18 protein-coding genes, 6 tRNA genes and 2 pseudogenes are annotated in these 22,675 nt (G+C 50.6%); 14 read left to right on the top strand and 12 right to left on the bottom strand.

Features of this window, described 5'->3' with window-relative positions; translation table 11 throughout:
- Position 1: 1 nt before the first annotated feature.
- From gluQRS to thpR, 4 genes are all read right to left on the bottom strand, one after another.
- Positions 2–874: a tRNA glutamyl-Q(34) synthetase GluQRS gene (gene gluQRS, locus G5S52_RS10950; protein ID WP_165013511.1), complete on the bottom strand. Its 873-nt coding sequence runs from the start codon at positions 872–874 to the stop codon at positions 2–4.
- Between the two features lie 74 nt (positions 875–948).
- The gene (gene dksA, locus G5S52_RS10945; protein ID WP_165013509.1) at positions 949–1,398 is read right to left on the bottom strand and encodes an RNA polymerase-binding protein DksA; all 450 of its coding nucleotides are present in this window, start codon (positions 1,396–1,398) and stop codon (positions 949–951) included.
- Between the two features lie 131 nt (positions 1,399–1,529).
- Complete coding sequence (gene sfsA / locus G5S52_RS10940; protein ID WP_165013507.1) at positions 1,530–2,240, bottom strand: DNA/RNA nuclease SfsA; 711 nt, start codon at positions 2,238–2,240, stop codon at positions 1,530–1,532.
- Positions 2,241–2,270: 30 nt separating this feature from the next.
- Positions 2,271–2,858 (bottom strand): RNA 2',3'-cyclic phosphodiesterase, encoded by a 588-nt coding sequence (gene thpR, locus G5S52_RS10935; RefSeq protein ID WP_165013505.1) that lies wholly within the window; start codon positions 2,856–2,858, stop codon positions 2,271–2,273.
- 13 nt (positions 2,859–2,871) lie between these two features.
- Here thpR and hrpB point away from each other — a divergent pair, with 13 nt between their 5' ends.
- Complete coding sequence (gene hrpB, locus G5S52_RS10930; RefSeq protein ID WP_165013503.1) at positions 2,872–5,328, top strand: ATP-dependent helicase HrpB; 2,457 nt, start codon at positions 2,872–2,874, stop codon at positions 5,326–5,328.
- A gap of 10 nt (positions 5,329–5,338) precedes the next feature.
- A pseudogene (mrcB, locus tag G5S52_RS10925) lies at positions 5,339–7,683 on the top strand (penicillin-binding protein 1B).
- 225 nt (positions 7,684–7,908) lie between these two features.
- Here the strand turns inward: mrcB and G5S52_RS10920 are convergent.
- Positions 7,909–7,984 (bottom strand) — tRNA-Thr (locus tag G5S52_RS10920).
- A 50-nt stretch (positions 7,985–8,034) separates the two neighbouring features.
- Positions 8,035–8,110, bottom strand: a tRNA-Phe gene (locus G5S52_RS10915).
- A 360-nt stretch (positions 8,111–8,470) separates the two neighbouring features.
- Between G5S52_RS10915 and G5S52_RS10910 the strand changes: the two genes are divergently transcribed.
- The 12 genes and pseudogenes from G5S52_RS10910 to G5S52_RS10855 all read left to right on the top strand — a co-directional run bounded on the left by G5S52_RS10910 (position 8,471) and on the right by G5S52_RS10855 (position 20,401).
- A complete protein-coding gene (locus tag G5S52_RS10910; RefSeq protein WP_002537453.1) occupies positions 8,471–8,749 on the top strand; it encodes an STAS domain-containing protein in 279 nt (92 codons plus the stop codon).
- A 31-nt stretch (positions 8,750–8,780) separates the two neighbouring features.
- A pseudogene (locus G5S52_RS10905) lies at positions 8,781–9,139 on the top strand (response regulator).
- A gap of 22 nt (positions 9,140–9,161) precedes the next feature.
- Positions 9,162–11,219, top strand: a complete 2,058-nt coding sequence (locus tag G5S52_RS10900) for a chemotaxis protein CheA (RefSeq protein WP_165013499.1) — start codon at positions 9,162–9,164, stop codon at positions 11,217–11,219.
- A gap of 9 nt (positions 11,220–11,228) precedes the next feature.
- The gene (locus G5S52_RS10895) at positions 11,229–11,735 is read left to right on the top strand and encodes a chemotaxis protein CheW (RefSeq protein WP_046304369.1); all 507 of its coding nucleotides are present in this window, start codon (positions 11,229–11,231) and stop codon (positions 11,733–11,735) included.
- 9 nt (positions 11,736–11,744) lie between these two features.
- A complete protein-coding gene (locus G5S52_RS10890; RefSeq protein WP_002537459.1) occupies positions 11,745–12,218 on the top strand; it encodes a chemotaxis protein CheW in 474 nt (157 codons plus the stop codon).
- Between the two features lie 5 nt (positions 12,219–12,223).
- A complete protein-coding gene (gene aer2 / locus G5S52_RS10885) occupies positions 12,224–14,611 on the top strand; it encodes an aerotaxis transducer Aer2 (protein WP_165013497.1) in 2,388 nt (795 codons plus the stop codon).
- A gap of 2 nt (positions 14,612–14,613) precedes the next feature.
- On the top strand, positions 14,614–15,465 hold the full coding sequence (locus tag G5S52_RS10880) for a CheR family methyltransferase (RefSeq protein ID WP_165013495.1): 852 nt from the start codon (positions 14,614–14,616) through the stop codon (positions 15,463–15,465).
- Between the two features lie 59 nt (positions 15,466–15,524).
- Positions 15,525–16,172: a chemotaxis protein CheD gene (locus G5S52_RS10875; RefSeq protein WP_039849735.1), complete on the top strand. Its 648-nt coding sequence runs from the start codon at positions 15,525–15,527 to the stop codon at positions 16,170–16,172.
- Positions 16,172–17,215 carry a protein-glutamate methylesterase/protein-glutamine glutaminase gene (locus tag G5S52_RS10870; RefSeq protein ID WP_165013493.1) on the top strand — a complete coding sequence of 348 codons (1,044 nt, stop codon included), beginning with the start codon at positions 16,172–16,174 and terminating at the stop codon, positions 17,213–17,215. Before G5S52_RS10875 ends, G5S52_RS10870 begins: the two co-directional genes overlap by 1 nt.
- On the top strand, positions 17,208–18,380 hold the full coding sequence (locus tag G5S52_RS10865; protein ID WP_165013491.1) for a methyl-accepting chemotaxis protein: 1,173 nt from the start codon (positions 17,208–17,210) through the stop codon (positions 18,378–18,380). The genes G5S52_RS10870 and G5S52_RS10865 overlap by 8 nt, the downstream gene beginning before the upstream one ends.
- Positions 18,381–18,388: 8 nt before the next feature.
- Positions 18,389–18,688, top strand: coding sequence for an STAS domain-containing protein (locus G5S52_RS10860; RefSeq protein ID WP_002537468.1), 300 nt, complete (start codon positions 18,389–18,391; stop codon positions 18,686–18,688).
- Positions 18,689–18,709: 21 nt separating this feature from the next.
- Positions 18,710–20,401, top strand: a complete 1,692-nt coding sequence (locus tag G5S52_RS10855; RefSeq protein ID WP_165013489.1) for a SpoIIE family protein phosphatase — start codon at positions 18,710–18,712, stop codon at positions 20,399–20,401.
- 181 nt (positions 20,402–20,582) lie between these two features.
- Here the strand turns inward: G5S52_RS10855 and G5S52_RS10850 are convergent.
- The 6 genes from G5S52_RS10850 to G5S52_RS10825 form a co-directional block, all read right to left on the bottom strand.
- Positions 20,583–20,658: transfer RNA gene (locus G5S52_RS10850), tRNA-Asn, on the bottom strand.
- Between the two features lie 47 nt (positions 20,659–20,705).
- Positions 20,706–20,781 (bottom strand) — tRNA-Phe (locus G5S52_RS10845).
- Positions 20,782–20,815: 34 nt separating this feature from the next.
- Positions 20,816–20,891: transfer RNA gene (locus G5S52_RS10840), tRNA-Thr, on the bottom strand.
- A gap of 50 nt (positions 20,892–20,941) precedes the next feature.
- A tRNA-Phe gene (locus tag G5S52_RS10835) sits at positions 20,942–21,017 on the bottom strand.
- Between the two features lie 136 nt (positions 21,018–21,153).
- A complete protein-coding gene (gene mltC, locus G5S52_RS10830; RefSeq protein ID WP_165013714.1) occupies positions 21,154–22,263 on the bottom strand; it encodes a membrane-bound lytic murein transglycosylase MltC in 1,110 nt (369 codons plus the stop codon).
- 123 nt (positions 22,264–22,386) lie between these two features.
- Positions 22,387–22,659 (bottom strand): oxidative damage protection protein, encoded by a 273-nt coding sequence (locus G5S52_RS10825; RefSeq protein ID WP_046304361.1) that lies wholly within the window; start codon positions 22,657–22,659, stop codon positions 22,387–22,389.
- Positions 22,660–22,675 lie beyond the last annotated feature (16 nt).

The following is a 22,675-nucleotide window of genomic DNA, read 5'->3' as shown; positions in this document are numbered from 1 at the left end:
TTTAGAAAGCTGTAATCACTTCCGTCTCATTTGGCAGCTTGTTTATCTGCCAGTTTTTCTCGCCCCAAAGGAGCAGTTCTGCCACCGGAGCCCCCTGTAATTCAGCAGGAACAGGGTGCCCTAAAAATGCCAATGCAGCTTCAAGGGCGGGACCTGGGTGGGTGTTGTCGATGGCCGGTGCATGGTTTTGCTTAGAAAGCTTATTACCGTCGGCGTTGAGTGCAAGTGGCAAGTGTAAATAACTCACCTGAGGTGCGCCCAGTTTTTGATAAAGAGAAACCTGTCTTCCCGTCGGCTCAATAAGATCCGCGCCACGAACGACCTCTGTGACACCTTGATGAATATCGTCCATCACCACCGCCAGGTTGTAGGCATAAAGCCCATCACGGCGCTTAATAATAAAGTCTTCCGCCGCCATCGCAGCGTCGAGTGGTATCACGCCATGTTTGATATCGACAAACTCTGTCACCGGGCTATCAATGCAGACACGAACGGCAGAGCCGTCAGCATCCAGCGTACGGTGTCGGCAGGTGCCGGGGTAAATGCCACCCGCGTCTTTTATCTGGCGTCGGGTGCATTGGCAGAAGTAAGTTTCGCCGTTTCTTAGCCAGTGCTCTATCTGCGCTTGATACGCATCGTAGCGATCATGCTGGTAAAGAATGCCGTCATCCCAATGAAGGCCGTAGGCGTCCAAAGTTTTTAGAATGGCATCAGCCGCCCCGGCAACTTCCCTTGGCGGATCGATATCTTCGATACGAACCAACCATTTACCTTGATGGGCTTTGGCCTGAAGGTAGCTTCCCAGCGCTGCCACCAAGGACCCAAAATGCAGGGGGCCTGATGGCGAAGGGGCGAATCGCCCGACGTATTGCATTTTCTGTTTCTCTGAAAAAGGAAAAAGGGAGCCTTAGCTCCCTTTTTGCCATGAATCTCGGTAAAGCGGTAGGCTTAGCCTGCCATTTGCTTTTCTTTGATTTCTGCAAGGGTTTTGCAGTCAATACATAGATCCGCAGTAGGACGGGCTTCAAGGCGACGTACACCGATTTCAACACCACAAGAATCACAGAAACCGAAATCATCGTCTTCCAGACGCTGAAGGGTTTTGTCGATCTTCTTGATCAGCTTGCGTTCGCGGTCGCGGTTACGCAATTCCAGGCTGAATTCTTCTTCCTGTGCCGCACGGTCAACAGGATCTGGGAAATTAGCCGCTTCGTCTTGCATGTGATGAACAGTACGGTCAACTTCTTCCCTGAGTTGATTACGCCACGCTTGGAGGATTTTACGGAAATGATCAACTTGTTGCTCATTCATGTACTCCTCGCCAGCCTTCTCTTGGTAAGGTTCTAACCCGGCCGTAGCCAGGATGCCCAGCGATTTCTTTACTTTGCTCTCTGGCATTAAGCGTTCTCCTAAATACACCCTGACCTGCTCGGTCAAAAGAGGGCGGTATCTATATCAGAAACCCTATAATGAGGCAATCTTTGTTTTTGCCTCTTGTCATCCCAGTGTGAAGATGCCTACATTTTTTCTCAATTCTGGGAGAACGGGACCCGTTTATTTATGCTCATATGGACTGATGAAAGTGTCGTTTGGTAACACAGAATTTCCACACCAAGTGCCTGAGCGTCTATAAGTAGCTGATTATAGACCGCATCTATGTGTTTTGCCGCTGACACCTTCTCAATTCCAGAATGAAGCACGGCAAAAAACAGCACCGCGCGTTTTCCTTGTTGGGCGAGCACGCCCAATTCCCGTAAGTGTTTCTGACCCCGAGTGGTGACAGTATCCGGGAAGAAGCCTTGTCCATCTTCTTCCAATAACGTGACACTTTTCACCTCTATATAGCAGTCTTTTTTGTCCGGTGATTGAAGCAGGATGTCGATGCGGCTCTTCTCTTCACCATACGGTACTTCGGTACGAAGGGTTTCATAACCCTGCAATTCCGCCACAACATTCTCTTTGATCGCTTCCACCACCAGACGGTTAGCCTGTACAGTATTAATGCAAATAAGGTGCCCTTGTCGAGTTTCTGTCAGCTCCCAGCTGTTGGCATATTTACGCTTGGGATTGTCAGAAGTGGAGTACCACACGGTATCCCCCGGTGTGGCGCAACCCGTCATGGCACCTGTGTTCGCACAGTGCATGGTGACTTCAGAACCATCCGCTAATGTCACGTCGGCAAGAAAACGTTTATAGCGACGGATTAAGGTGGCCGGTTGTAATGGAGGGTCAAATTTCATGGTTGTCCTTGATAAATATACCGACGAATATCAACGGGTTAATGTCCAACTATTCAGGCATTGATAATGTACGCCGTGCCCATTTTTAGCTGGTACTGATGCATAAATGCCGAAGTGATAAAAAGTGATTGGCGTTCGAAGCGAACGTCGGTTTTCTGTCGGTCTGGCTCGGCGCGCTAAGGTGATGTGCGGCACGAAGTTATGTTCTGCAGAGCGACCTAAGATCTTGGCGGCAGCCTCTTGTAGCTGGCAGGCCAATGTGCTTAATGTGGCATTCTCCTCAATCCCAAGCCAGAGGATGCCCTGTTTGGGGAATTCACCGGTTTCTGTGGTTTGGGTGGAGATGGCTGGAAGCGATATTTTATCTGCAGCCTCACACAGCGCGCGATAGGCAAGATTGTCGACTTCGCCGAGAAACGCCAGGGTAATATGGAGATTATCATCGGGAACGGGCCGACCGTGCTCGGCCAGTATTTGCTTAAGCGCAACAATGGCGCTGCGGCTGTTGGCGTTGTGCTTGTCGCTAAAATCCAAAGCGAAGAAGAGCCTTCGCGTTTCCTTGCTCAACGTCCTGCATCCTTGCGTGATTTGGGTATACTGTTCGCGTAATTCTGACATAAAGGCCTTTCCATTGTCACAGCTCCCTATCGACAGCGTCTTAGATGACGTGATCTCCGCACTGACCCAATCTTCGCAAGTGATTCTTAAAGCGCCGCCAGGGGCAGGTAAATCGACAAGATTGCCGCAGGTGCTGCTGGAGCAAAATGTTTTCGAAGGAAAAATCATCCTGCTGGAACCCCGTCGTCTGGCGGCAAGAAACATTGCCCGCTTTCTGGCTTCCCAGTGCGGTGAAAAAGTGGGTGAGACGGTAGGTTTACGTGTGCGTGGAGAGACCCGTGTCAGTGACAAAACCCGCCTTGAGATCGTCACTGAAGGCGTACTGACAAGAATGATCCAATCTGACCCAGAACTCGATGGTGTGAGTTTGGTGGTTTTCGATGAATTCCATGAGCGCAACCTTCATGCAGATCTTGCGCTGGCGCTCTCTTTGGATGTACAGGGCGCGCTTCGTGATGATTTAACCTTGCTGGTGATGTCAGCGACACTGGATGATGCGGCGCTAACGACCCTGCTACCTGAAGCCAGGGTACTGATGTCCGAAGGGCGAAGCTTTCCGGTTGATGTGCGTTATCAGCCGATCGCCAAACAATATGGCTATGAGAGTTTAGTGGCGTCTGCCGTTGCGAAATTGATGCAGAAAGAAGAGGGTTCAGCGCTGGTGTTTTTGCCAGGCACAGGAGAAATCTCCCGCGTCGCTGAAGCGTTGGAATCGAAAGTACCCCATGGTGTAATGGTTTGCCCGCTGTTTGGTCAGATGAATGCCAAAGAACAACAAGCTGCGATCGCACCAGCACCGAAAGGTCAGCGTAAGGTGGTACTTGCAACCAACATTGCAGAAACCAGTTTGACGATTGAAGGCATTCGTTTGGTGGTGGATTCAGGGCTTGAACGCGTCGCGCGTTTTAACCGCAAAACGGGCATCACCAAACTCGAAACGGTGCAGATTGCGCGCTCGTCTGCGATTCAGCGGATGGGGCGGGCAGGTCGCTTATCAGCGGGCCTTTGTCTACGTCTATACAGTGAAGAAACATTCCAGCGGATGCGGGCGGTGCCGGATCCTGAAATCGTCACCAGTGATTTGATGCAACTGGTGCTGGAAATCGTGCAGTGGGGCTGTGCGCCGGAAGATTTGCAATGGCTTGACCTTCCGCCGACCCAACATTGGCAGCAAGCCGTTACCCTATTGCGACAGCTGGATATTCTTGATGAACACAATGCGCTGACACACAAAGGCAAGCAGGTGACTGAGCTGGGAACAGATGCCCGTCTTGGTGCAATGCTTATAGCGGCAAAGGCGTTTGATGAGGAAGCCACTTCCACTGCCTGCTGGTTGGCAGCCTGGGCAGAAGAACCACCGCGAGGCAAAGCCGACCCTGATTTGCGCCTTCAATTGATGATGGCAATGAAAAAGCCGACCGGCCGCCAGCGTGCCGCACAATTGGCTGCAAGAATGAAGTGCACACTGTCGGAGGATTTATCCGGTGACTGGTTGCCGATACTTGCTGCTGCAGCGTGGCCGGATCGGATTGCCAAATCCCGCGGCAACAATGGTCGCTTCTTATTAAGTAATGGCCATGGGGCGCAACTCGATGCCGATCATCCACTCTCAGGGGAAGAAGCGTTAATTGCCGTGGATTTAATGAGTGTGGTGCAGGGTGATAGCCTTATTTTTACCGCCGTTCGTACGGATTTTTCAACGTTGCAAACCCGTCTTCCTTCACTGTTTTCTGAACGTGAATGGGTAGACTGGGACGAAAAGAAAGGCGCGCTGGTCGCCGAGGAACACCTTTGCTGCGGCGACATCGTTGTCGCTAAAAAAGCGATAGCACGATTAAGTGATGACATGCTGACCCGTGCGCTGATTGAGGCGATTAAGCGAAAAGGCGAAACATCATTACCGATGTCAGACAAAGCGGTAAGCCTTTTGAACCGGGCGCGATGTGCGCAAAGCTGGGAATTAGCCATTTCGCTGCCTCCGCTTGATGAATCTGCGCTGTTGGGATCGCTCGACGATTGGCTGGCACCGTTTATGAACGGGGTTCGTAGCTTGAAGGATTTGAAGAAAATCGACTTCTTCAGTGCACTGGAAGCTTGGTTTGGCTGGGACATCACCAAACAGCTTAACCAATTGCTGCCGGAGACTTACGAAGTACCAACAGGCTCACGCTACGCTATTCGCTATCAACAGGGACAAAAACCGGTCTTGGCGGTCAGAATGCAGGAAATGTATGGGCAGGCGACATCACCGACTATCGCAGATGGCAAAGTGACCTTGGTGGTTGAGCTATTGAGCCCGGCACAAAGGCCGCTGCAAATTACGCAAGACTTAGCAGGGTTCTGGCAAGGCGCTTACCGCGAAGTGCAGAAAGAAATGAAAGGGCGCTACCCGAAACATGTGTGGCCGGATGACCCTGCAAATCACCAGCCGACGCGATTAACTAAAAAACACTTTAAACCGGAAGCCTGAACCAGACTTCATGACAAAAGAAACTAAGAACACCAAACCCCGCACGCGACGCAAAACGGCGAGCCCGCGTGGTGGCAAGAAGAAAACGGCTCCGGCGAAAAAGGGCTGGGGCAAAAAACTGCTCTCCTTTGGCTTTAAATGCACGCTGGTATTTGTGGCAGTCATGGCGATTTGGGGTATTTATCTGGATAGCAAAATCCAGGAGCGCTTTGACGGACAAATCTGGCAGCTGCCTGCCGTGGTATATGGACGCATTCTGCATCTTGCACCCGGAGAGGCCGTTACCATTGATACCCTGAAGCGCGAGCTCGACATCCTCAACTATAAGCGTGTGCGCAATCCAAGCCGGCCGGGTGAGTATTCCGCATCGAAAACCCGCGTCGAGATAATCCGTCGTCCTTTTGAATTTGAAGACGGCCCTGAGCAGGCGCAACATGTAATGATCTCCTTCTCTGGAGAAGGCGTGCAAAGCCTTAAGCAGCTCGACAGTGGTAAGCAACTGGGTTATCTAAGAATCGAACCCAAGCTGTTAGGCACGATGGAGTCGAACACGGACGAGCAGCGTATTTTCCTGCCTCGTGAGCGATTCCCTGAGTTTCTGGTTGATGCGCTACTGACCACAGAAGACAGAAACTTCTATCACCATGATGGCGTATCTCCCCTTGCGATTGCCCGTGCATTGGTGGTCAACCTCAAAGCAGGCCGAACGGTGCAGGGCGGTTCAACTCTCACCCAACAGTTGGCAAAAACCTGTTTCTCACCCGCGACCGAACCTTGTGGCGTAAAGCGCAGGAAGCTTATATCGCCGTGCTGCTGGACTATCGCTACAGCAAAGACCGACTTCTCGAAGCCTACCTGAACGAAGTGTATCTGGGGCAGGCGCGCGGCAAGGGCGTCCATGGTTTCCCCTTAGGAGCGCGCCTTTACTTTGGTCGTCCAATTGAAGAGCTCAGCATTGACCAGTTGGCGTTGCTGGTGGGCATCGTGAAAGGTCCTTCTTATTACAACCCTTGGCGCTATCCAGAGCGTGTGCAGGAAAGGCGTGACCTTATCCTTCGTATGATGATGGAAAGTGGTGTTATCTCTTCTGGGCAATACGCAGAAGCTGCGGGGCGCAAGCTTGGCATTCAGAAATCACCAAGCATTAACAGTCGACAGCCTGCTTACTTTGAACAACTGACCCGCGAAATCCGCGAGCGCGTTGGCAGCCAATTCAATCCGGAGAGTGGTCTTCGCGTGTTCAGTACGCTGGATCCTTTGTCTCAGTCGATCATCGATAAAACCGTGGTTAAGAAGGTCGACCAACTGAAGAAAGTTGCCGGAAAAGATCTGGAAGCGGCAGTGGTAATTGCAGACCGCCAAAGTGGGGAGATTCGTGCCATGGTCGGAGGCAGCCGCCCTGGTTATGCGGGTTTCAACCGGGCACTCAATGGTAGCCGACAGATTGGCTCGCTTTCCAAACCGGCTGTGTATCTGGCGGCATTGTCTGATCCTGACAAATACAATCTGGCGTCACCATTGGATGATAAACCCATCGTCCTCAAAGGCGATCAGGGCAGCGAGTGGAAGCCGCGCAACTACGACCGAAAATTCCGTGGTCAAGTGCCTTTGCTAAAAGCGCTGGCGCATTCTTACAACATTCCGACGGTTAATCTCGGTTTGGCTGTGGGCTTGGGAACGGTGATTGATACTTATGAAGAACTGGGTGTCGACCCCGACCAAATCACCCGAGTGCCGTCGTTGCTTCTCGGTGCATTTACTCTGACGCCGATGGAAGTCACGCAAATGTTCCAGACCATCGGCAGTGGTGGACGGAAAGCTGATTTAACAGCGTTGCGTGCAGTGGTGACGCGAGATGGTCAGGTGCTTTACCGAAATTGGCCGAAGTCGAGTCAGACAGTCTCTGAGCAGGCAAGCTGGCTGACCATATACGCGATGAAGGAAGTGGTAAGAACCGGCACAGGGCGCTATCTCAACCCTTCTTTTGGTTGGGCAGGTCTTGCGGGCAAAACCGGTACCACAGACAACAACCGTGACAGCTGGTATGTCGGCATTGATGGCCGTGAAGTGGTCACGGTCTGGCTAGGCCGCGATGATAACAAGTCGACCAAACTGACTGGCTCATCCGGTGCTTTACGTTTGTATGCGGATTACATCAAAGCAAGGCAACCTGAGCCTTTGACGCTGAACTGGCCTTCTGAACTTGCCAGTGTGCCGTATCAGGTCAGGGAAGGGCAGTTTGTGACGGATTGCTTCAGCGAGAGTAAGTTGCCGATGTGGGACCCGAAAGGCCATTGGCGTAAACGGTGTGACAAGCCCGACCCGGTAAGCTGGCTGCAATCGATATTTAATTGATAGGTAGATGCGAGAAAGAGCAGACTGGAGATTTGAGAAAAGAGGATGACTAAAAACTGGTTGGTATTATTCTTCTAGTCTCTAGTCTCTAGTCTCTAGTCTCTAGTCTCTAGTCTCTAGTCTCTAGTCTCTAGTCTCTAGTCTCTAGTCTCTAGTCTCTAGTCTCTAGTCTCTATGGTCAGATACAAAAAAGCCTCGTCAATGACGAGGCTTTTTTGTTTTAGATGGTGCCGGCTACCGGAGTCGAACTGGTGACCTACTGATTACAAGTCAGTTGCTCTACCAACTGAGCTAAGCCGGCACACAAACCGTGGAAACGTTGCTGTTGTATCTGCACCATTTCACTGAATATGGTGCCTCGAGGCGGAATCGAACCACCGACACGGGGATTTTCAATCCCCTGCTCTACCGACTGAGCTATCGAGGCAACGGGCGCCATTAAATAGCAGTGCTGGGTTCTTGTCAAAATAATTTCTCACCCAAATTGTTCGATTGCTGCTTTTTTACCTGATTCGATGCGATTTAAATCAGGCTGATTCAGGTTTGACCAGTTTTCACAGTGTTGTGATGAGCTTATCAGTTATATCCGGCAGGTCTGTGTGGACTTAAACAGGGACTCCGGTTTTGAAAATGACAGGACTTCTGGTCAAAAGTGTCAGGATTCTTACCGAATGTCGCACTATAAATCCAATTGGTTAAAAAACTTTCATTTTTCCCATTATTGCTACACTTAGTGGTACATAAAACTTTTCGACGTAAGTCAATTGTTAGGGGAGGGAATTCTGCGATGGGATTCTCATTGGGGGAACAACTAGACATTACACAGGTGATGGACCTAAAAGATCGCCTGCAAGCCGAATTAGAGAAGTCAGACAGCTTGCTGATCGATGGTAGCGAAGTATCACGTGTTGATGCACCAGGATTACAACTCCTACTTACCGCCAGAAACCTTTGCCACAACCAATCAATCAGTTGGAAGTGGGAAGGCGCGTCCGGTGAATTGGTGGGAGCAGCAAAAACATTAGGATTGGTTGAGCCGTTAGGTTTGGTCGATTTTGCTGAGTAAGTTTTTCAGGTAGTTCAATCAGGGTGACAGTATGCGAAAAATTCTAGCTGCGGACGATTCTGTATCTATTCGTCAATGGTAAGCCACACGCTCAAAGAAGCGGGCTATCAGGTAGAAACCGCCAACGACGGCGCTGAAGCGCTGCAAAAAGCCAAGTCGGGCCAATACGATGTCATTATCTCCGACGTCAACATGCCAAACATGGATGGACTGGAATTTGTCCGTCAGGTACGCGCTGTACCGCAATACAAATTCACACCGATTCTGATGCTGACCACTGAAACGTCGGCAGAGAAAAAGAGTATGGGTAAATCTGCCGGCGCCACTGGCTGGATTGTTAAGCCGTTCAACCCTGACACTCTGTTGAAGACCCTACAACGCGTTATTTAAGTGTTCAACCAAGGAGACCGCTATGGCTTTGGACATGGACCAACTGCGCCGGATTTTCTATGAGGAGTGTCGTGAGAACCTTGAAGTCCTGGAGCGTGAGCTGCTTGCCCTTGACCCGGATGCAGACGTTGATCTTGATATTATCAACACCATTTTCCGGGCTGCTCACTCGATAAAAGGCGGTGGTGCGACCTTTAATCTCAATGAGATCAGCCAGTTTACTCATGTCATGGAGACACTGCTCGACGAAGCCAGGGAAGGGAAGCGTCGTCTTGATGCAGCTACCATTGATTTGCTCCTCAAAGGGGGCGATTGCATCAACAGCATGCTGGTGGCTTATGAAACTGATACAGACTTCGACCACGTATTAAGAGACGCACTGACAGACCAATTGAACGAGTTGCTTAATGGTGGCCCGTCTTCCGGTGGTGCCGCTCCAGCAGCCAAAGTGGATGAACCAGCACCGGAGCAGAACAACGGTGCAGGGGATTGGATCGTACTCTTCACACCCCATACAGAGATGTTTTTCTCAGGCAACGATCCGGTTCGAATCCTTCGCGAGATGTTCGACCTTGGTGCTGACTGTATTATCGAATGTATTCAGGACAAATTGCCGGCCCTCGGTGAAATTGAGCCTGAGATGTGCTATCTCAGCTGGAAAATCACCGTCGACAGCGTCATTACCCGTGATCAGATTGAAGAAATCTTTGAATGGGTAGAAGACGAATGTGATTTGGAAATCACTCAAGCGGAAGAGCCTTCTGTTGAGCAGGCAAGCCCTGAATCTTCGGCGGCACCAGCAGAAAATTCGCCAGAACCAGCGACTGCAGCCAAACCAAAAGCGCCTGCGAAAGCACCAGCATCCAAAGCCGATGCAGTTTCCTCCATCCGTGTTGAGATCGACAAGGTCGATAATCTCATCAACCTCGTCGGTGAGCTGGTCATCACACAGTCCATGCTCACTGAGCTCAGCCAGAATTTTTCTGAAAGCAAGCTTGAACGCCTGCAAGCAGGGTTGGATCAACTGCTGCAAAACACCAAAGAGCTGCAGGAGAGTGTGCTGAATATCCGCATGCTGCCCATCAGTTTTGCGTTTAACCGCTTCCCGCGTCTAATCCGCGATCTGTCTTCCCAGTTGGGTAAAAACGTTGAACTGATCATCGAAGGTGAGCAAACCGAACTCGATAAGACCGTGCTGGAGCGAATCACAGACCCATTAGTTCACCTGGTGCGTAACGCGGTTGACCATGGTTTGGAAGCGCCGGATGTACGCGCCTCTAAAGGGAAATCCGAAACAGGGCGCGTCAATCTTTACGCCTACCATCAGGGCGGCTCCATCGTCATTGAAGTGCGTGATGACGGTGCCGGTCTGAATAAAGAAAGAGTGTGGAAGAAAGCCATCGAGAAAGGCTTGTTGCATGCCGACACGTCGATTGACGATCTTTCCGATCACCAAGTATACAACCTGATCTTCGCGCCGGGCTTCTCTACGGCAGAAGTGGTCTCTGATGTCTCTGGCCGTGGTGTCGGGATGGATGTGGTGAAGCGGAACATCGAAGATCTTGGCGGTCACATTGAAGTGGATTCCAAGCCTGATGAAGGCAGCGTGTTCCGCATCAGTCTGCCACTTACTCTGGCTATCCTTGATGGTCAATTGGTCAAACTGGCCGATCAGGTCTTTGTCGTTCCGCTCATTTCCATCATCGAATCTATCCAGATCGAATCGGATCGCGTCAAAGTCGCGACCGGAGGCGTTGAGCTTTATCGCCTGCGTGACGAAAACATTCCCATCCTTCGCCTGAAAGAAGAGTTTTGCCTTGGTGAATCGGGCGCGCTCGACAAGCAATTGTTATGTCTGGTCGAAGCGGGTGGAAACCGCATTGGATTGTTGCTTGATGAAATGCTTGGGCAGCAACAGGTGGTGATCAAGAGCCTCGAGTCTAACTACACCCGTGTCAACGGGATCTCGGGGGCGACGATTCTTGGTGACGGTTCCGTTTCCCTCATCCTGGATGTGCAGGGGTTGATGACGGGTTTCCTGAGTCGCGTAGGCGACGCCAACAACCATATTGCGGCATAGGAGGAGCAAATGAGCGAGCAAGCCCTGGCTGTAGCAGAGAGTAAAGAAGGCGTGATGGAAAGTGAGGACAGGCTGCAAGGTTCTGACTTCCTGAGCTTTGATCTCGCCCATGAGTTGTATGGCGTTGACATCCAAACTGTCGAAGAGATTCGCGTTTGGGAATCACCCACACTCATTCCACGCGCTCCCGAATTTATTCTCGGCGTGATCAACCTTCGCGGAATGATCGTGCCGATTATGGATCTCCGTGTGCGCTTCAATATCGGCAAAGTGGAGTATCTGCCCACGACCGTGGTGCTGATCCTCAAAGCGGGTGAAAACGCAGGTCATCGCATGATGGGGATTGTTGTTGATGCCGTGTCGGACGTGATCGACATGGGAAACAATAACCTGATCCCACCTATCGGTGACTCTGTTGTGATGCCGTTTGTCAGCGGCTTACTTAATGTGGATGCGCAGGTAATGAGCCTCCTGGATGTGGATGCGCTGCTCGATATCGACAACCTGGTGCATTAAGGAGGGGTTATGTCAGAAGACGTTATGGAATACCTCAGCTTCCTCATTGATGAAGAAGAATATGGATTGAACATCCTTGATGTGAAAGAAGTACGTGGATGGTCAGAAGTCCGAAAGCTCCCTAATAGCGAGAGCTATTTGTTGGGCGTGCTTGAACTGCGTGGGGAATACATTCCCATTGTGGATCTCAGGCAGCGTTTCAGTATGGATCCGTCTGTGCTCAGCAAAACCACCGTTGTGGTGATTGTGCGAAATGCCAAAGGTCAGTCCCTTGGTGTCATTGTGGATGCGGTTGCTGAGGTTTATCAGCTTTCAGCGAGCCAAATAAAGTCTGCACCCGGCTTTGTGAAAATCGATGAGCGGTACATCGAAGGTATCGCCTCAGTAGATGGTAAGCATGTGGTGTTAATCCGTTTAGAAAAACTGTTCGATTTTGACGAGTTGCATGAAGTAACGCAGCCAGATCTGGTTAGCGAGGAATAACAATTATGTCGTGGTGGAAGAAAGAGCAAACAGCTGCAGCTGAAAACACACAAAAAGATCAGGGTTTAAAGGCGCACATCGTGTCCGCACTGGATACAGCGCAGACGGCGCTGATGATGGTCGATCGCGATTTTAAGGTCTTCTATGTGAACAACAAATCGGTGGAATTGTTGAAGACGCATGAAGCCCTTTTCCGATCGAAATGGCCGAGCTTCCGTGCGGACAAAGACTGGATAGAGGGAACCTGCATTGACATGTTCCATTCCAATCCAGCGCACCAGCGACAGATGCTCTCGAACCCGGCGAATCTTCCCTACGAAACCAACATCCAGGTAGAAGATGTCACGCTCAAGCTTGTTGTTGGTGCTGTCACCGACGAGAACGGTGATTACATCGGCAACACGCTGGAGTGGGATGACATTACCGAGGATCTGAAAGCGGACAATGAGCGCGCCCAATTGCAAGCGGCGATTGATCAATCACTGACGGCGATGGTGCTTATTGATCGAGACTTTGCCATTACCTATATCAATGAAGAAACTGTCAGGTTGTTCGAAACTCATCAAGCGTCATTCAAACAAGTCTGGCCTGGCTTCATGGCGACGAAAGATTGGTTAATGGGGCGCTGCATTGACGAATTCCACAAAAATCCGGCTCATCAGCGCCAGCTGCTTTCTGACCCTAATAACCTGCCATACAAAACTGATATTCAGGTTGCTGGTATCGTCATCGAACTGAACGTGGCAGCTATTGTGGATGCCAGTGGCAATTACATCGGTAACAGCCTTGAGTGGCGCGATGTGACCGCTGAGCGTGAACGTGAAGTGGAAGTTGGCCGTTTAGTCTCTGCCGTTGAAGGCATGACCACTAACATCATGATGGCGGACAAAGACGGCAATATTACCTACTACAACCCTGCATTGAAGAACCTGCTACGCAGTCGCGAAAGCGACTTGCGCGGTATTTTCCCGGGTTTTCAGGCCGACAACTTGGTGGGTAAAAATATCGATATCTTCCATAAGAACCCGGCGCACCAACGGGGCATTATCGGTAACCCCGATCGCTTGCCGTACACCGCAGACATCAAGGTCGGTGAGCTTGAGTTCACCCTGACCTGTATCGCGATGTATGACGCAGCAGGAAACTACATTGGCCCCGCGCTGCAATGGGAAGACATCACTGAGCAAATGGCAGGTCAGCGCGATGTTCAGGGGCTGATTGAAGCAGCGTCTGAAGGGCGTCTTGATTCCCGCATCGATACTTCAAAATACAGCGGCTTTATGGCGAACCTCAGTGAGGGCATAAACGGCCTGCTCGACTCTATGGCTTCGCCGCTGAATAACTGCAAGGACGTCATGTCCCAAGTGTCGACCGGTAACCTCAAAGTGAACATGCCGGAAGACTATAAAGGCGACTTTGCCCAACTGAGTGATGCGGTGAATACCTCCATCACTAACCTTCGTGACATGGTGGAAAAAATCACGGCTTCTTCAGCGCGTGTGGCGTCGGCTTCCGGTGAAATCGCTGAGGGTAACTCAGACCTGAGTGAGCGTACCGAAGAGCAGGCAGCAAGCCTTGAGCAGACAGCCGCCAGCATGGAGGAGATGACCTCAACCGTGAAGCAAAATGCAGAAAGCGCCAATTCTGCTAACCGCCTGTCGCAAGATGCCAGTACCAAAGCCCAGAAAGGCGGTGAAGTGGTGAAACAGACCGTGCAGGCGATGGGGGAGATTAACAAAGCGAGTAAGCGTATCTCCGACATCATTAGCGTGATTGATGAAATTGCGTTCCAGACCAACCTGCTGGCACTGAACGCTGCGGTAGAGGCGGCCCGAGCCGGTGAGCAGGGCCGTGGATTTGCGGTGGTTGCAGGTGAAGTGCGTAATCTCGCGCAGCGAAGCGCAGGTGCAGCGAAAGAAATCAAAGACCTCATTAAAGACAGTGTGGAGAAAGTATCTGAGGGCTCAAGGCTGGTGGATGAGTCCGGCGAAATGCTCAACGAGATCGTGGACGCTGTCGGTGAAGTCAGCACCCTGATTGGCAAGATCAACTCTGCAAGTCAGGAGCAAGCGACGGGTATCGATGAAATATCGAAAGCGGTGGTCAAGATGGATGAGATGACCCAGCAAAACGCAGCATTGGTGGAAGAAGCCTCTGCGGCGAGCCAATCGCTCCGTGACGAGGGCAGTGAGCTTCTCAACCTGATTGGTTTCTTCCAGGTCGATAGCAGCAAAACGGGCTTCAGCGCCAGCAAGGAACCGATCAAAAGCTTCACGGGTAGTGCACCTGCCGCGCCGAGAGCACCAGCGCCTGCTCCGGTGAAAAAGGCAGTGAATGCACCAACGCCAGCTGCATCGCCGATGGCAGATGAAGATGACTGGGAGGAATTCTAACAGTGAACGCCATTCAGGCGCTGAGCCAAATCGAAGAGCAGCGCGAGTTTGAGTTTACTGATAAGGACTTCAAGTTCATTCAGGACTTTATGCTCAGAGAGACGGGGATTTCTCTCTCTGAGCGCAAAACTTCGATGGTCTACGGTAGGTTAGCGCGCAGACTCCGTCGAACCGGGTTGGATAACTTCAAGGATTATTTCTACCGGGTGGAAAATGACCTTGATGAGCGGGTGGCGTTTATCAACGCCCTCACGACCAATAAAACCCAGTTCTTTCGCGAGAAGCATCACTTTGACTACATAGTGAACACCATGGTGCCAGAGTGGCAGCAGCAGAAAAAGCGCCGTATCCGTATTTGGTCAGCAGGTTGCTCAACCGGTGAAGAGCCTTACACCATCGCGTCAACATTAGCGGCATGTGGTGTGTTAACGCCCAATTATGATTGCAAGATTCTGGCAACGGACCTCGACACGCAAGTACTCGAAGTGGCGAGAAACGGGACGTATGGCATTGAGGCGATGAAGGCCATTCCTGACCCAATGCTTAAACATGGATTCATTCGCGGTAAAGGCAAGAAGCAGGAGCTTTTGAAAGTGAAGCCCTTGTTGCAACAGGCCATTACGTTCAAGCAATTGAATCTGATGGGGAACTGGCCCCATAAAGGCCCGCTTGATGCTATTTTCTGCCGTAATGTCATGATTTACTTTGAGAAAGACGTTCAGCAGATGCTGATAGAACGTTATTGGGAAAAGCTCGCCAGCGGCGGCATTTTATTTATCGGTCATTCAGAAAGTATCGGACAGATGGGAAGCCGGTTTGAGAACCTGGGTCAAACCATGTTTCGCAAACCCTGACTTCAGGATCACCAAAGGTCAACAGACCCTAGCAGCATTAACATCGAGTAGAGCTCCCTATGCACAAGATTTTGGAGCTTACCGGTTGTCCGATTGGGGCAGGGGCGAGGCGGTTTTATCACCCCGGTAAGCAAATGATGATGGTAAAGATTCAGCCCGGAGAAGTGTATGTCACGACCGAGCGTGAATTGATTTCGACCGGGCTGGGATCCTGCATCTCTGCGTGTGTGTGGGATCCCTTCATCGAACTTGGGGGAATGAATCACTTTATGTTGCCGTTTGGGGATGCCGACAATATTGAGGGATGGGATCCGACTCAATGGCGCTCTAATGCTGCGCGATATGGCAACTATGCCATGGAGCTTTTGATAAATACCCTGATCCAGCAGGGCGCTGTTAAAAGCCGACTACGGGTAAAGCTCTTTGGCGGTGGCATGGTAATGGGGACGGGCAAGCAAGCCAATGTGGGTGAGAAGAACATTGAGTTCATCCGAAATTATGTGAAAAACGAAGGCCTGAATCTGGCAGGAGAGGATTTGGGCAGCGAGTTTCCACGAAAGGTGGTTTTCGATCCGATCACGGGAAAAGCCTGGGTCAAAAAGCTGCGTGGATATCGTGCAGAGGTAGAAGCAGAAGAGATCAGCTATAAACGTCGCCTGGTCAATGAGGCGAAAAGAGATGATGACGATAGTGCGGAGCTTTTCTAATGGGAAAAAAAGTACATAGAGTACTGATTGTCGATGACTCTGCCGTATTTAGAGCATTGCTCAGTGAAATTATCGATTCTGATCCTCAACTTGAGGTGGTGGGTGCCGCGGTTGATCCTTATGAAGCGCGGGAAAAAATTAAAAAACTCAAACCAGATGTGATCACCTTGGACATTGAAATGCCCAAGATGGATGGTGTGCAATTCCTGCGCAACCTGATGCGGCTCCACCCCATGCCTGTGGTGATGATCTCAACGCTTACCCAGCACGGTGCTGATGCGACCTTGGCGGCTCTGGATCTTGGTGCGGTCGATTACTTTCCAAAGCCAACAGAAAACGTCGCCGCTGAAATGAGCCACTATCGCCAGTTAGTGATAGAGAAGGTGAAGATGGCGGCTACGGCAAATATTGCGGGCGCAACGCATCGCCAACAATCTGATATCAGTGTTTCTGGCCGAAACCTTCGTTCTGATTTCGACATTATTGCGATTGGTGCATCCACTGGTGGAACTGAAGCTATCCGGCATGTTCTGGAAGCTCTGCCAGAGATGATGCCGCCGATTGTTATCACCCAGCACATCAAAGCGGTATTCAGTAAATCTTTCGCCGAGCGGCTTAACCGTGCCTCCAAGCTCCATGTTGAAGAACTTTCCTCTGATAAAGCGCCGCTTGTAAACGGGCGGGTGTATGTCGCACCCGGTGATTTTCACATGCAGGTCGTTAAACGCTCTGGTCGCTACTACTGCGTGAGAAGTGACGGTGAGCCAGTGCAGCGCCATAAGCCGTCTGTTGATGTGATGTTTTCTTCTGTGGCAGAAGCAGCAGGTAGCCGCGCGCTGTCGATTCTGCTTACAGGCATGGGCAAAGATGGCGCGCAAGGCATGTTGGAAATGCGACATGCGGGTGCGGTGACCGTTGCACAGGATGAAAAAAGCTCTGTGGTGTGGGGCATGCCAAAAGCTGCAGTAGAAATAGAAGCAGCACAGCAAGTGCTGCCGTTGGAAAAAGTCGCGACTTACCTAGTAGGCAAAGTATATGGGTAAACAAAGTGTGAGATGGTTCATCGCATTATTGGGCATTGCAGCGGGTTGTTATCCGCTGGTCATTACACAAACACCGTTAACGATATCTGCAGCGGTCATTGTGTCTTTGGCTGTGTTGTTGTTGGTCAAACAAGGTGGGAAGGTGGAGCGCGTTGAGGCAGAGCCTGCCGTTGAAGTGCCGCAGGATGACAATAGTGTCTCCTATGAATCAACGGCTATTCTGCGCAAGATTCACAGCATTCTGAATATTGAATTGATCCCGATTCGGGAGCAACTCGACAGGCAGCAGGAAGTGATCAACGACTCTGTGCACAATCTGAACTCCAGCTTCTTTGGTATGGAGCGCGCGGTAGCGGAGCAATCCACTCTGGCAAAGCACATGGTGACAGATCTTCTGAACAATCAGGAAAGTGAGTTCAACCTAGCCAAAGTGTTGCCTGAAACTGAGCAGGCTATTGACCAGTACATTGATCTTTTGGTGCAGGTATCAGAGAAGTCCATTACGGCGATTCACTGCATTCATGACATGTCGGAAAAACTGCAGGCGGTGTTCGGTCTACTTGATCAGGTGCAGGCGATGTCTGACCAAACCAACCTGCTGGCGTTGAATGCGGCGATTGAGGCCGCCCGTGCAGGTGAGTTGGGCAGAGGCTTTGGTGTGGTGGCGGCAGAGGTTCGCGATTTGGCAAACCGTGCGACGTCACTCAACAGTGAAATCCACCGCGATATCAACCTTGCGCAAGACACGGTGAAACAGACCAGCGCAATTGTGGGTGAGATTGCCACTCTTGATATGACGACATCAATTGAATCTAAAACACGCATTGAATCCCTCTTAAAAGGGGTTCAGGAAGTTAATCACCAGGTCACACTGGAGATTGGCAAGATGACTGAGCAGGGTGATGCGGTGCGTGCTGAAGTATCGAAGAGTATTCAGGGCCTGCAGTTTGCGGACATCGTGTCACAGCAGGGTCAACACGTATTGAACAACCTCCACATTTTGGAAGACCTGAACGCCCTCATCATGGCGAGCTTGGAGTCTGGCAATGTGGATTGGGTCGCGCTGCACCAAGCAGTCGACGATATCGAAGAAATGGCTGGCTCAGCGGAGCGAGCACCGGCAAAACAAATGTCTGCAGATGAAGGCGACATCGAATTGTTTTAGGAGACACTATGGCCATCAGTCGTGAAGAAAAAAATGACGGCAAGTCAGTCGTAATCCATGTTAACGGGCAATTTGACTTCAGCGTTGTACAGGAGTTTCGGGATGCCTACACCGATTGTCAGGGCAAGGATATCGTGGTCGATTTTCGCGGTACCGAATACATTGACAGTGCGGGACTTGGCATGCTGCTGAATATGCAAAGCTTCCTCAACAAAAAGGAAGGCGATATCCGCCTGATCAACACCATGCCACAGATAAAACGTGTGTTGGTGATCGCCCGTTTCGAAAAGAAATTTATCATCGAGTAATTCGATTTTCGGAGGTGGCGGGTGAAAGCGTTAATTGTTGAAGACGAAGTCTCGCTGCAATGCTTCCTTGAGCACGTACTCAAGGATGAATTTGAAGAGTTGCTGATCGCGGATAACGGTCAGATGGCATTGGATATGCTGGAGTCGCTCGACGAGCTGCCCAATCTGGTCATTATGGATGTTCTGATGCCAGTGATGGATGGGTTTGAAGCGGCCAAGCAAATCCGCATGCGTTACAAATCCCAGTACTTGCCGATTGTGTTTTTGACCGGGATTACGGATAACGATGCCTTCAACCGTTGTATGACGCTGGGGGATGACTTCCTGACCAAGCCGGTCAGCCGTACTACCATTGTGGCCAAAGTTCGCGCCCACTGCCGTAACATCCGTTTGTATAACGAGGTTTCTGAACAGCGTGACAAGCTCAAGCATTTTCAGGCGCATACCCTGTATGAGCACACCATGGCAGAAACCATCTTCAGTAACCTGATGCAGGCCTGTTATCAGGAAGCGGAAGGGGTTGAGTTCTATACCAGCTCGTTCACCAACTTCAACGGCGATGTTGTGCTGGTCACGCCAAGACCTCAGGGTGGCATTTATGCCATGCTTGCGGATGCGACCGGCCATGGCCTACCTGCCGCCATTTCGACCATTCCTGCCACCAAGGCGTTTTTTGCCATGACTAAACACGGTTTCGCTCTGGGCGACATCGTGAAAGAAATGAATGAAACGCTGAAAAAATTTCTTCCTCCCGGCATGTTGGTCGCCGCCAATTTGCTCGAAGTGTCTGCCAACGGGCTCGAAGTGAATTGGTGGGGTGGGGGAATGCCGGACGGCTACCTGCTCGATAAAAACGGTGACATCAAGGCGAGACTGCCGTCTGCACATATGGCGCTGGGGGCGATGGACTCTGATGAGTTTGAAGCCAACCTGGTTGCGCTGCGTTTGGATGAAGGGGACAAGCTGTTTTTCTTTACTGATGGTGTCATCGAAGCACGCGATGCTGATGGTAGAGAGCTGGGCGAAGAAGGACTGGAAGCGATCTTTTCAGACAACATGCCAAGCATCATCGACGTCACGCGTGACCATGTGGGCAATTTCACCAAAGGTGGTGGTGTCGGGGATGATATGTCGATGCTTGAAATGACAGCCCCTATTTTCAGTCGCGTTGAATTGCAACCAGGCGATCCGGACTTTTACGACAGACGCTCTCCCGCTCAGCTAACGGTTTACTTTGGTGCCAATGAGCTTAGAAAGGTCAATCTGGTGGGAGAAATCCGCCGCATGCTCAAGGGCACGCTGGGAAGCAATATCGATCTGGATTTGATGTGTACCATCATGTCAGAGCTTGCCAATAATGCGTTGGAACATGGTCTTCTGAAACTGGCCTCTGATCTAAAAGTCGATGATGAAGGTTTTCTGGATTATTACATCGAGCGCCAATCCCGTCTTGATGCGTTAGACAGCTTCGCTTTTATGGAAGTGGGGATTTCGTTTAATCCGGTTAAGCGTGAACTTACTTTTTACGTCTCTCACAACGGGGAAGGCTTCTATTACGAAGAAAGTGACAGCACGCTCGAAGACTCAGTCGCCCGCTGCGGCCGGGGAATAGCCTTGGTCACAGAGCTGTGCGAAGACTTTTCCTACCTTGATGAAGGACGCACTGCGCGTGGCACATTCCGCTTATCAGCGGGCATGGAATACAACGCCTGATATTGGGAGTTGTAAATCAAAGATAAAGAAGTCTGCTGGAAACAGCGGGCTTTTTTACGTTATTAGCTGATGGACTCTAATCCGGCGCGTAGGCAGGGCGGCCTACCATCAGTGACATATTGGCGCAACGCGCCAACATACAGACGAAAAAAAGCCCAGTCTTTCGACTAGGCTTCTTAAGTGGCTCCCCCTGCTGGACTTGAACCAGCGACATACGGATTAACAGTCCGCCGTTCTACCGACTGAACTAAGGGGGAATTGTATGTTGTCGATAAGTTATCTTATCAAACACCATTTTTAATAATGGTGCCTCGAGGCGGAATCGAACCACCGACACGGGGATTTTCAATCCCCTGCTCTACCAACTGAGCTATCGAGGCAATGATGTAAGCGCAAGACTCTACATCAAAAAAGTGGTGCCGGCTACCGGAGTCGAACTGGTGACCTACTGATTACAAGTCAGTTGCTCTACCAACTGAGCTAAGCCGGCACACAAACCGTGGAAACGTTGCTGTTGTATCTGCACCATTTCACTGAATATGGTGCCTCGAGGCGGAATCGAACCACCGACACGGGGATTTTCAATCCCCTGCTCTACCAACTGAGCTATCGAGGCAACGAGGTGCATTAAACGGATTTTGAGGCTTACCGTCAACACCTTTTTTTAAAAAAAACGTCAAATAAGACCGTTTGATGGCTTTTTCACCTGTTTGGTTTAAAAAGCCTCAGCTTTTCCAGTGTTTCCCGCGTTTTTATTGCATAGAACGAAATTCTTTTTGGAACTTAGTGACCTTTTGAAGATAACGTCTCGACTCTGACGACGGGTGTTTATTGGTTAATGCCCAATACACTTGATTAGGATTTAAGCGGTTTAAATCGTTCATTGCCCGTTTTCGATCAGAACGATGGAAGGTTTTCAACACATTACCGGTTCCGCCGTTATAGGCAGAGATCATACTGTAGTGTTTTGACAGCGGATCGCGAACATCTTTCAGGTATCGCGTTTTCAAAATGTAGAAATACGCGGTACCCGCATCAATATTCTTTGCCGGGTCGAAGAGGTACTCCGGCGAAGGCTCACCCGGGCGCTTTTTCACCAGTTTAAACACATCTCGTCCTGCTGTTTTTGGCACCACTTGCATCAAACCATACGCATTGGCCCAACTCACGGCGTAAGGGTTGAAGCTGCTTTCGGTTTTGATGATGGCGTAAATCAGCTCTTCGGAGATGCCATAGCGACGTGAAGCATCACGAATAAGGTCAGCATACTGATAGCGACGTTTGCGGGAGTGATCTTTCACCATAGGGATTTCGACGTAGAAAACCTTCTGAAATCGCAGCGATTTGGTTTTGATTTTATTGGCGACCAGATAATCGGCGTAGCGATTGGCGCGCCATTCCCATGCGATCTCTTTTCCGTCTTGATCCAAAATCTGCCCTTGCAAGAAAGGCGCGCCGGATAGAGGGACATCAGCGGCGGAATAAAGATCGACCGACGCAGGATCGTTTGGCGTCAAAAGGGTGGTGACGATTGCCTGTTTGAGATGCTGTTTTGGCTCAGTAGTGGCGACGGTTTCGATGGTGACTAGGCCGTTGGCGAAATCGACGCGGGCACGGCTCATGTAGTTGTCGGTGTATTTTACGTAATCGCGCTTACCGGAAATGTAGACTTCGTCTTTACCCCAGCGTACCTCAATGTCTCCGCTGAAACTGTTGATCAGTTTATCGAGTGCGGCAAAGTCTTTTTCAAACTGACCCGGCAGCGGAGCGAGGTTTTTAGCAAAACGGTTGGTGGTTTCATAACTCACCCCAAGTGTTGATTCGACCATTTCCCGGCTGCAGCCAGAGACGAGCATTGCCATAAAAAGAAAAGTGAATAAGCGGCGCAAGATCAGTTCCCGTGTAAAAACAAAAAAGCATCCCGATTAGCGTAATCAAGATGCTTTTAAATACAAAGCTGTAAGACAGATTGTGTGCAGAAAGCCTTACTCTGAAGGAGGAGTGTAGCCTTCGATCACAGTGTCATGGCCTTCGAACAGGAACTTCACCATTTCTTCTTCGAGCAGTTTGCGGTGCTCTGGATCCATCATGTTGAGCTTTTTCTCATTGATCAGCATGGTTTGCTTGCTCTGCCACAATGCCCACGCTTCTTTGGAAATGTTGTCGAAGATGCGCTTACCCAGCTCACCCGGATAAAGTTGAAAATCCAGACCGTCTGCGTCTTTCTTCAGGCGCTGACAAAATACAGTGCGGCTCATCATTAAGCTCCTAGTT

This window comes from Grimontia sedimenti (genome assembly GCF_011045095.1).
GTDB classification, from domain to species: Bacteria; Pseudomonadota; Gammaproteobacteria; order Enterobacterales; family Vibrionaceae; genus Enterovibrio; species Enterovibrio sedimenti.
Note: the sequence above shows the minus strand (reverse complement) of the source record. Positions and strands in the feature narration are given on the sequence as shown.

What these genes read in the sequence shown, in the direction of transcription:
- G5S52_RS10870 (WP_165013493.1), top strand. Translation starts at nt 16,172, where the DNA reads ATGGGAAAAAAAGTACATAGAGTACTGATTGTCGATGACTCTGCCGTA.
- aer2 (WP_165013497.1), top strand. Translation starts at nt 12,224, where the DNA reads ATGTCGTGGTGGAAGAAAGAGCAAACAGCTGCAGCTGAAAACACACAA.
- G5S52_RS10825 (WP_046304361.1), bottom strand. Translation starts at nt 22,659, where the DNA reads ATGAGCCGCACTGTATTTTGTCAGCGCCTGAAGAAAGACGCAGACGGT.
- G5S52_RS10890 (WP_002537459.1), top strand. Translation starts at nt 11,745, where the DNA reads ATGTCAGAAGACGTTATGGAATACCTCAGCTTCCTCATTGATGAAGAA.
- G5S52_RS10900 (WP_165013499.1), top strand. Translation starts at nt 9,162, where the DNA reads ATGGCTTTGGACATGGACCAACTGCGCCGGATTTTCTATGAGGAGTGT.
- G5S52_RS10895 (WP_046304369.1), top strand. Translation starts at nt 11,229, where the DNA reads ATGAGCGAGCAAGCCCTGGCTGTAGCAGAGAGTAAAGAAGGCGTGATG.
- sfsA (WP_165013507.1), bottom strand. Translation starts at nt 2,240, where the DNA reads ATGAAATTTGACCCTCCATTACAACCGGCCACCTTAATCCGTCGCTAT.
- G5S52_RS10860 (WP_002537468.1), top strand. Translation starts at nt 18,389, where the DNA reads ATGGCCATCAGTCGTGAAGAAAAAAATGACGGCAAGTCAGTCGTAATC.
- G5S52_RS10875 (WP_039849735.1), top strand. Translation starts at nt 15,525, where the DNA reads ATGCACAAGATTTTGGAGCTTACCGGTTGTCCGATTGGGGCAGGGGCG.
- dksA (WP_165013509.1), bottom strand. Translation starts at nt 1,398, where the DNA reads ATGCCAGAGAGCAAAGTAAAGAAATCGCTGGGCATCCTGGCTACGGCC.
- G5S52_RS10910 (WP_002537453.1), top strand. Translation starts at nt 8,471, where the DNA reads ATGGGATTCTCATTGGGGGAACAACTAGACATTACACAGGTGATGGAC.
- G5S52_RS10865 (WP_165013491.1), top strand. Translation starts at nt 17,208, where the DNA reads ATGGGTAAACAAAGTGTGAGATGGTTCATCGCATTATTGGGCATTGCA.
- thpR (WP_165013505.1), bottom strand. Translation starts at nt 2,858, where the DNA reads ATGTCAGAATTACGCGAACAGTATACCCAAATCACGCAAGGATGCAGG.
- gluQRS (WP_165013511.1), bottom strand. Translation starts at nt 874, where the DNA reads ATGCAATACGTCGGGCGATTCGCCCCTTCGCCATCAGGCCCCCTGCAT.
- mltC (WP_165013714.1), bottom strand. Translation starts at nt 22,263, where the DNA reads ATGGCAATGCTCGTCTCTGGCTGCAGCCGGGAAATGGTCGAATCAACA.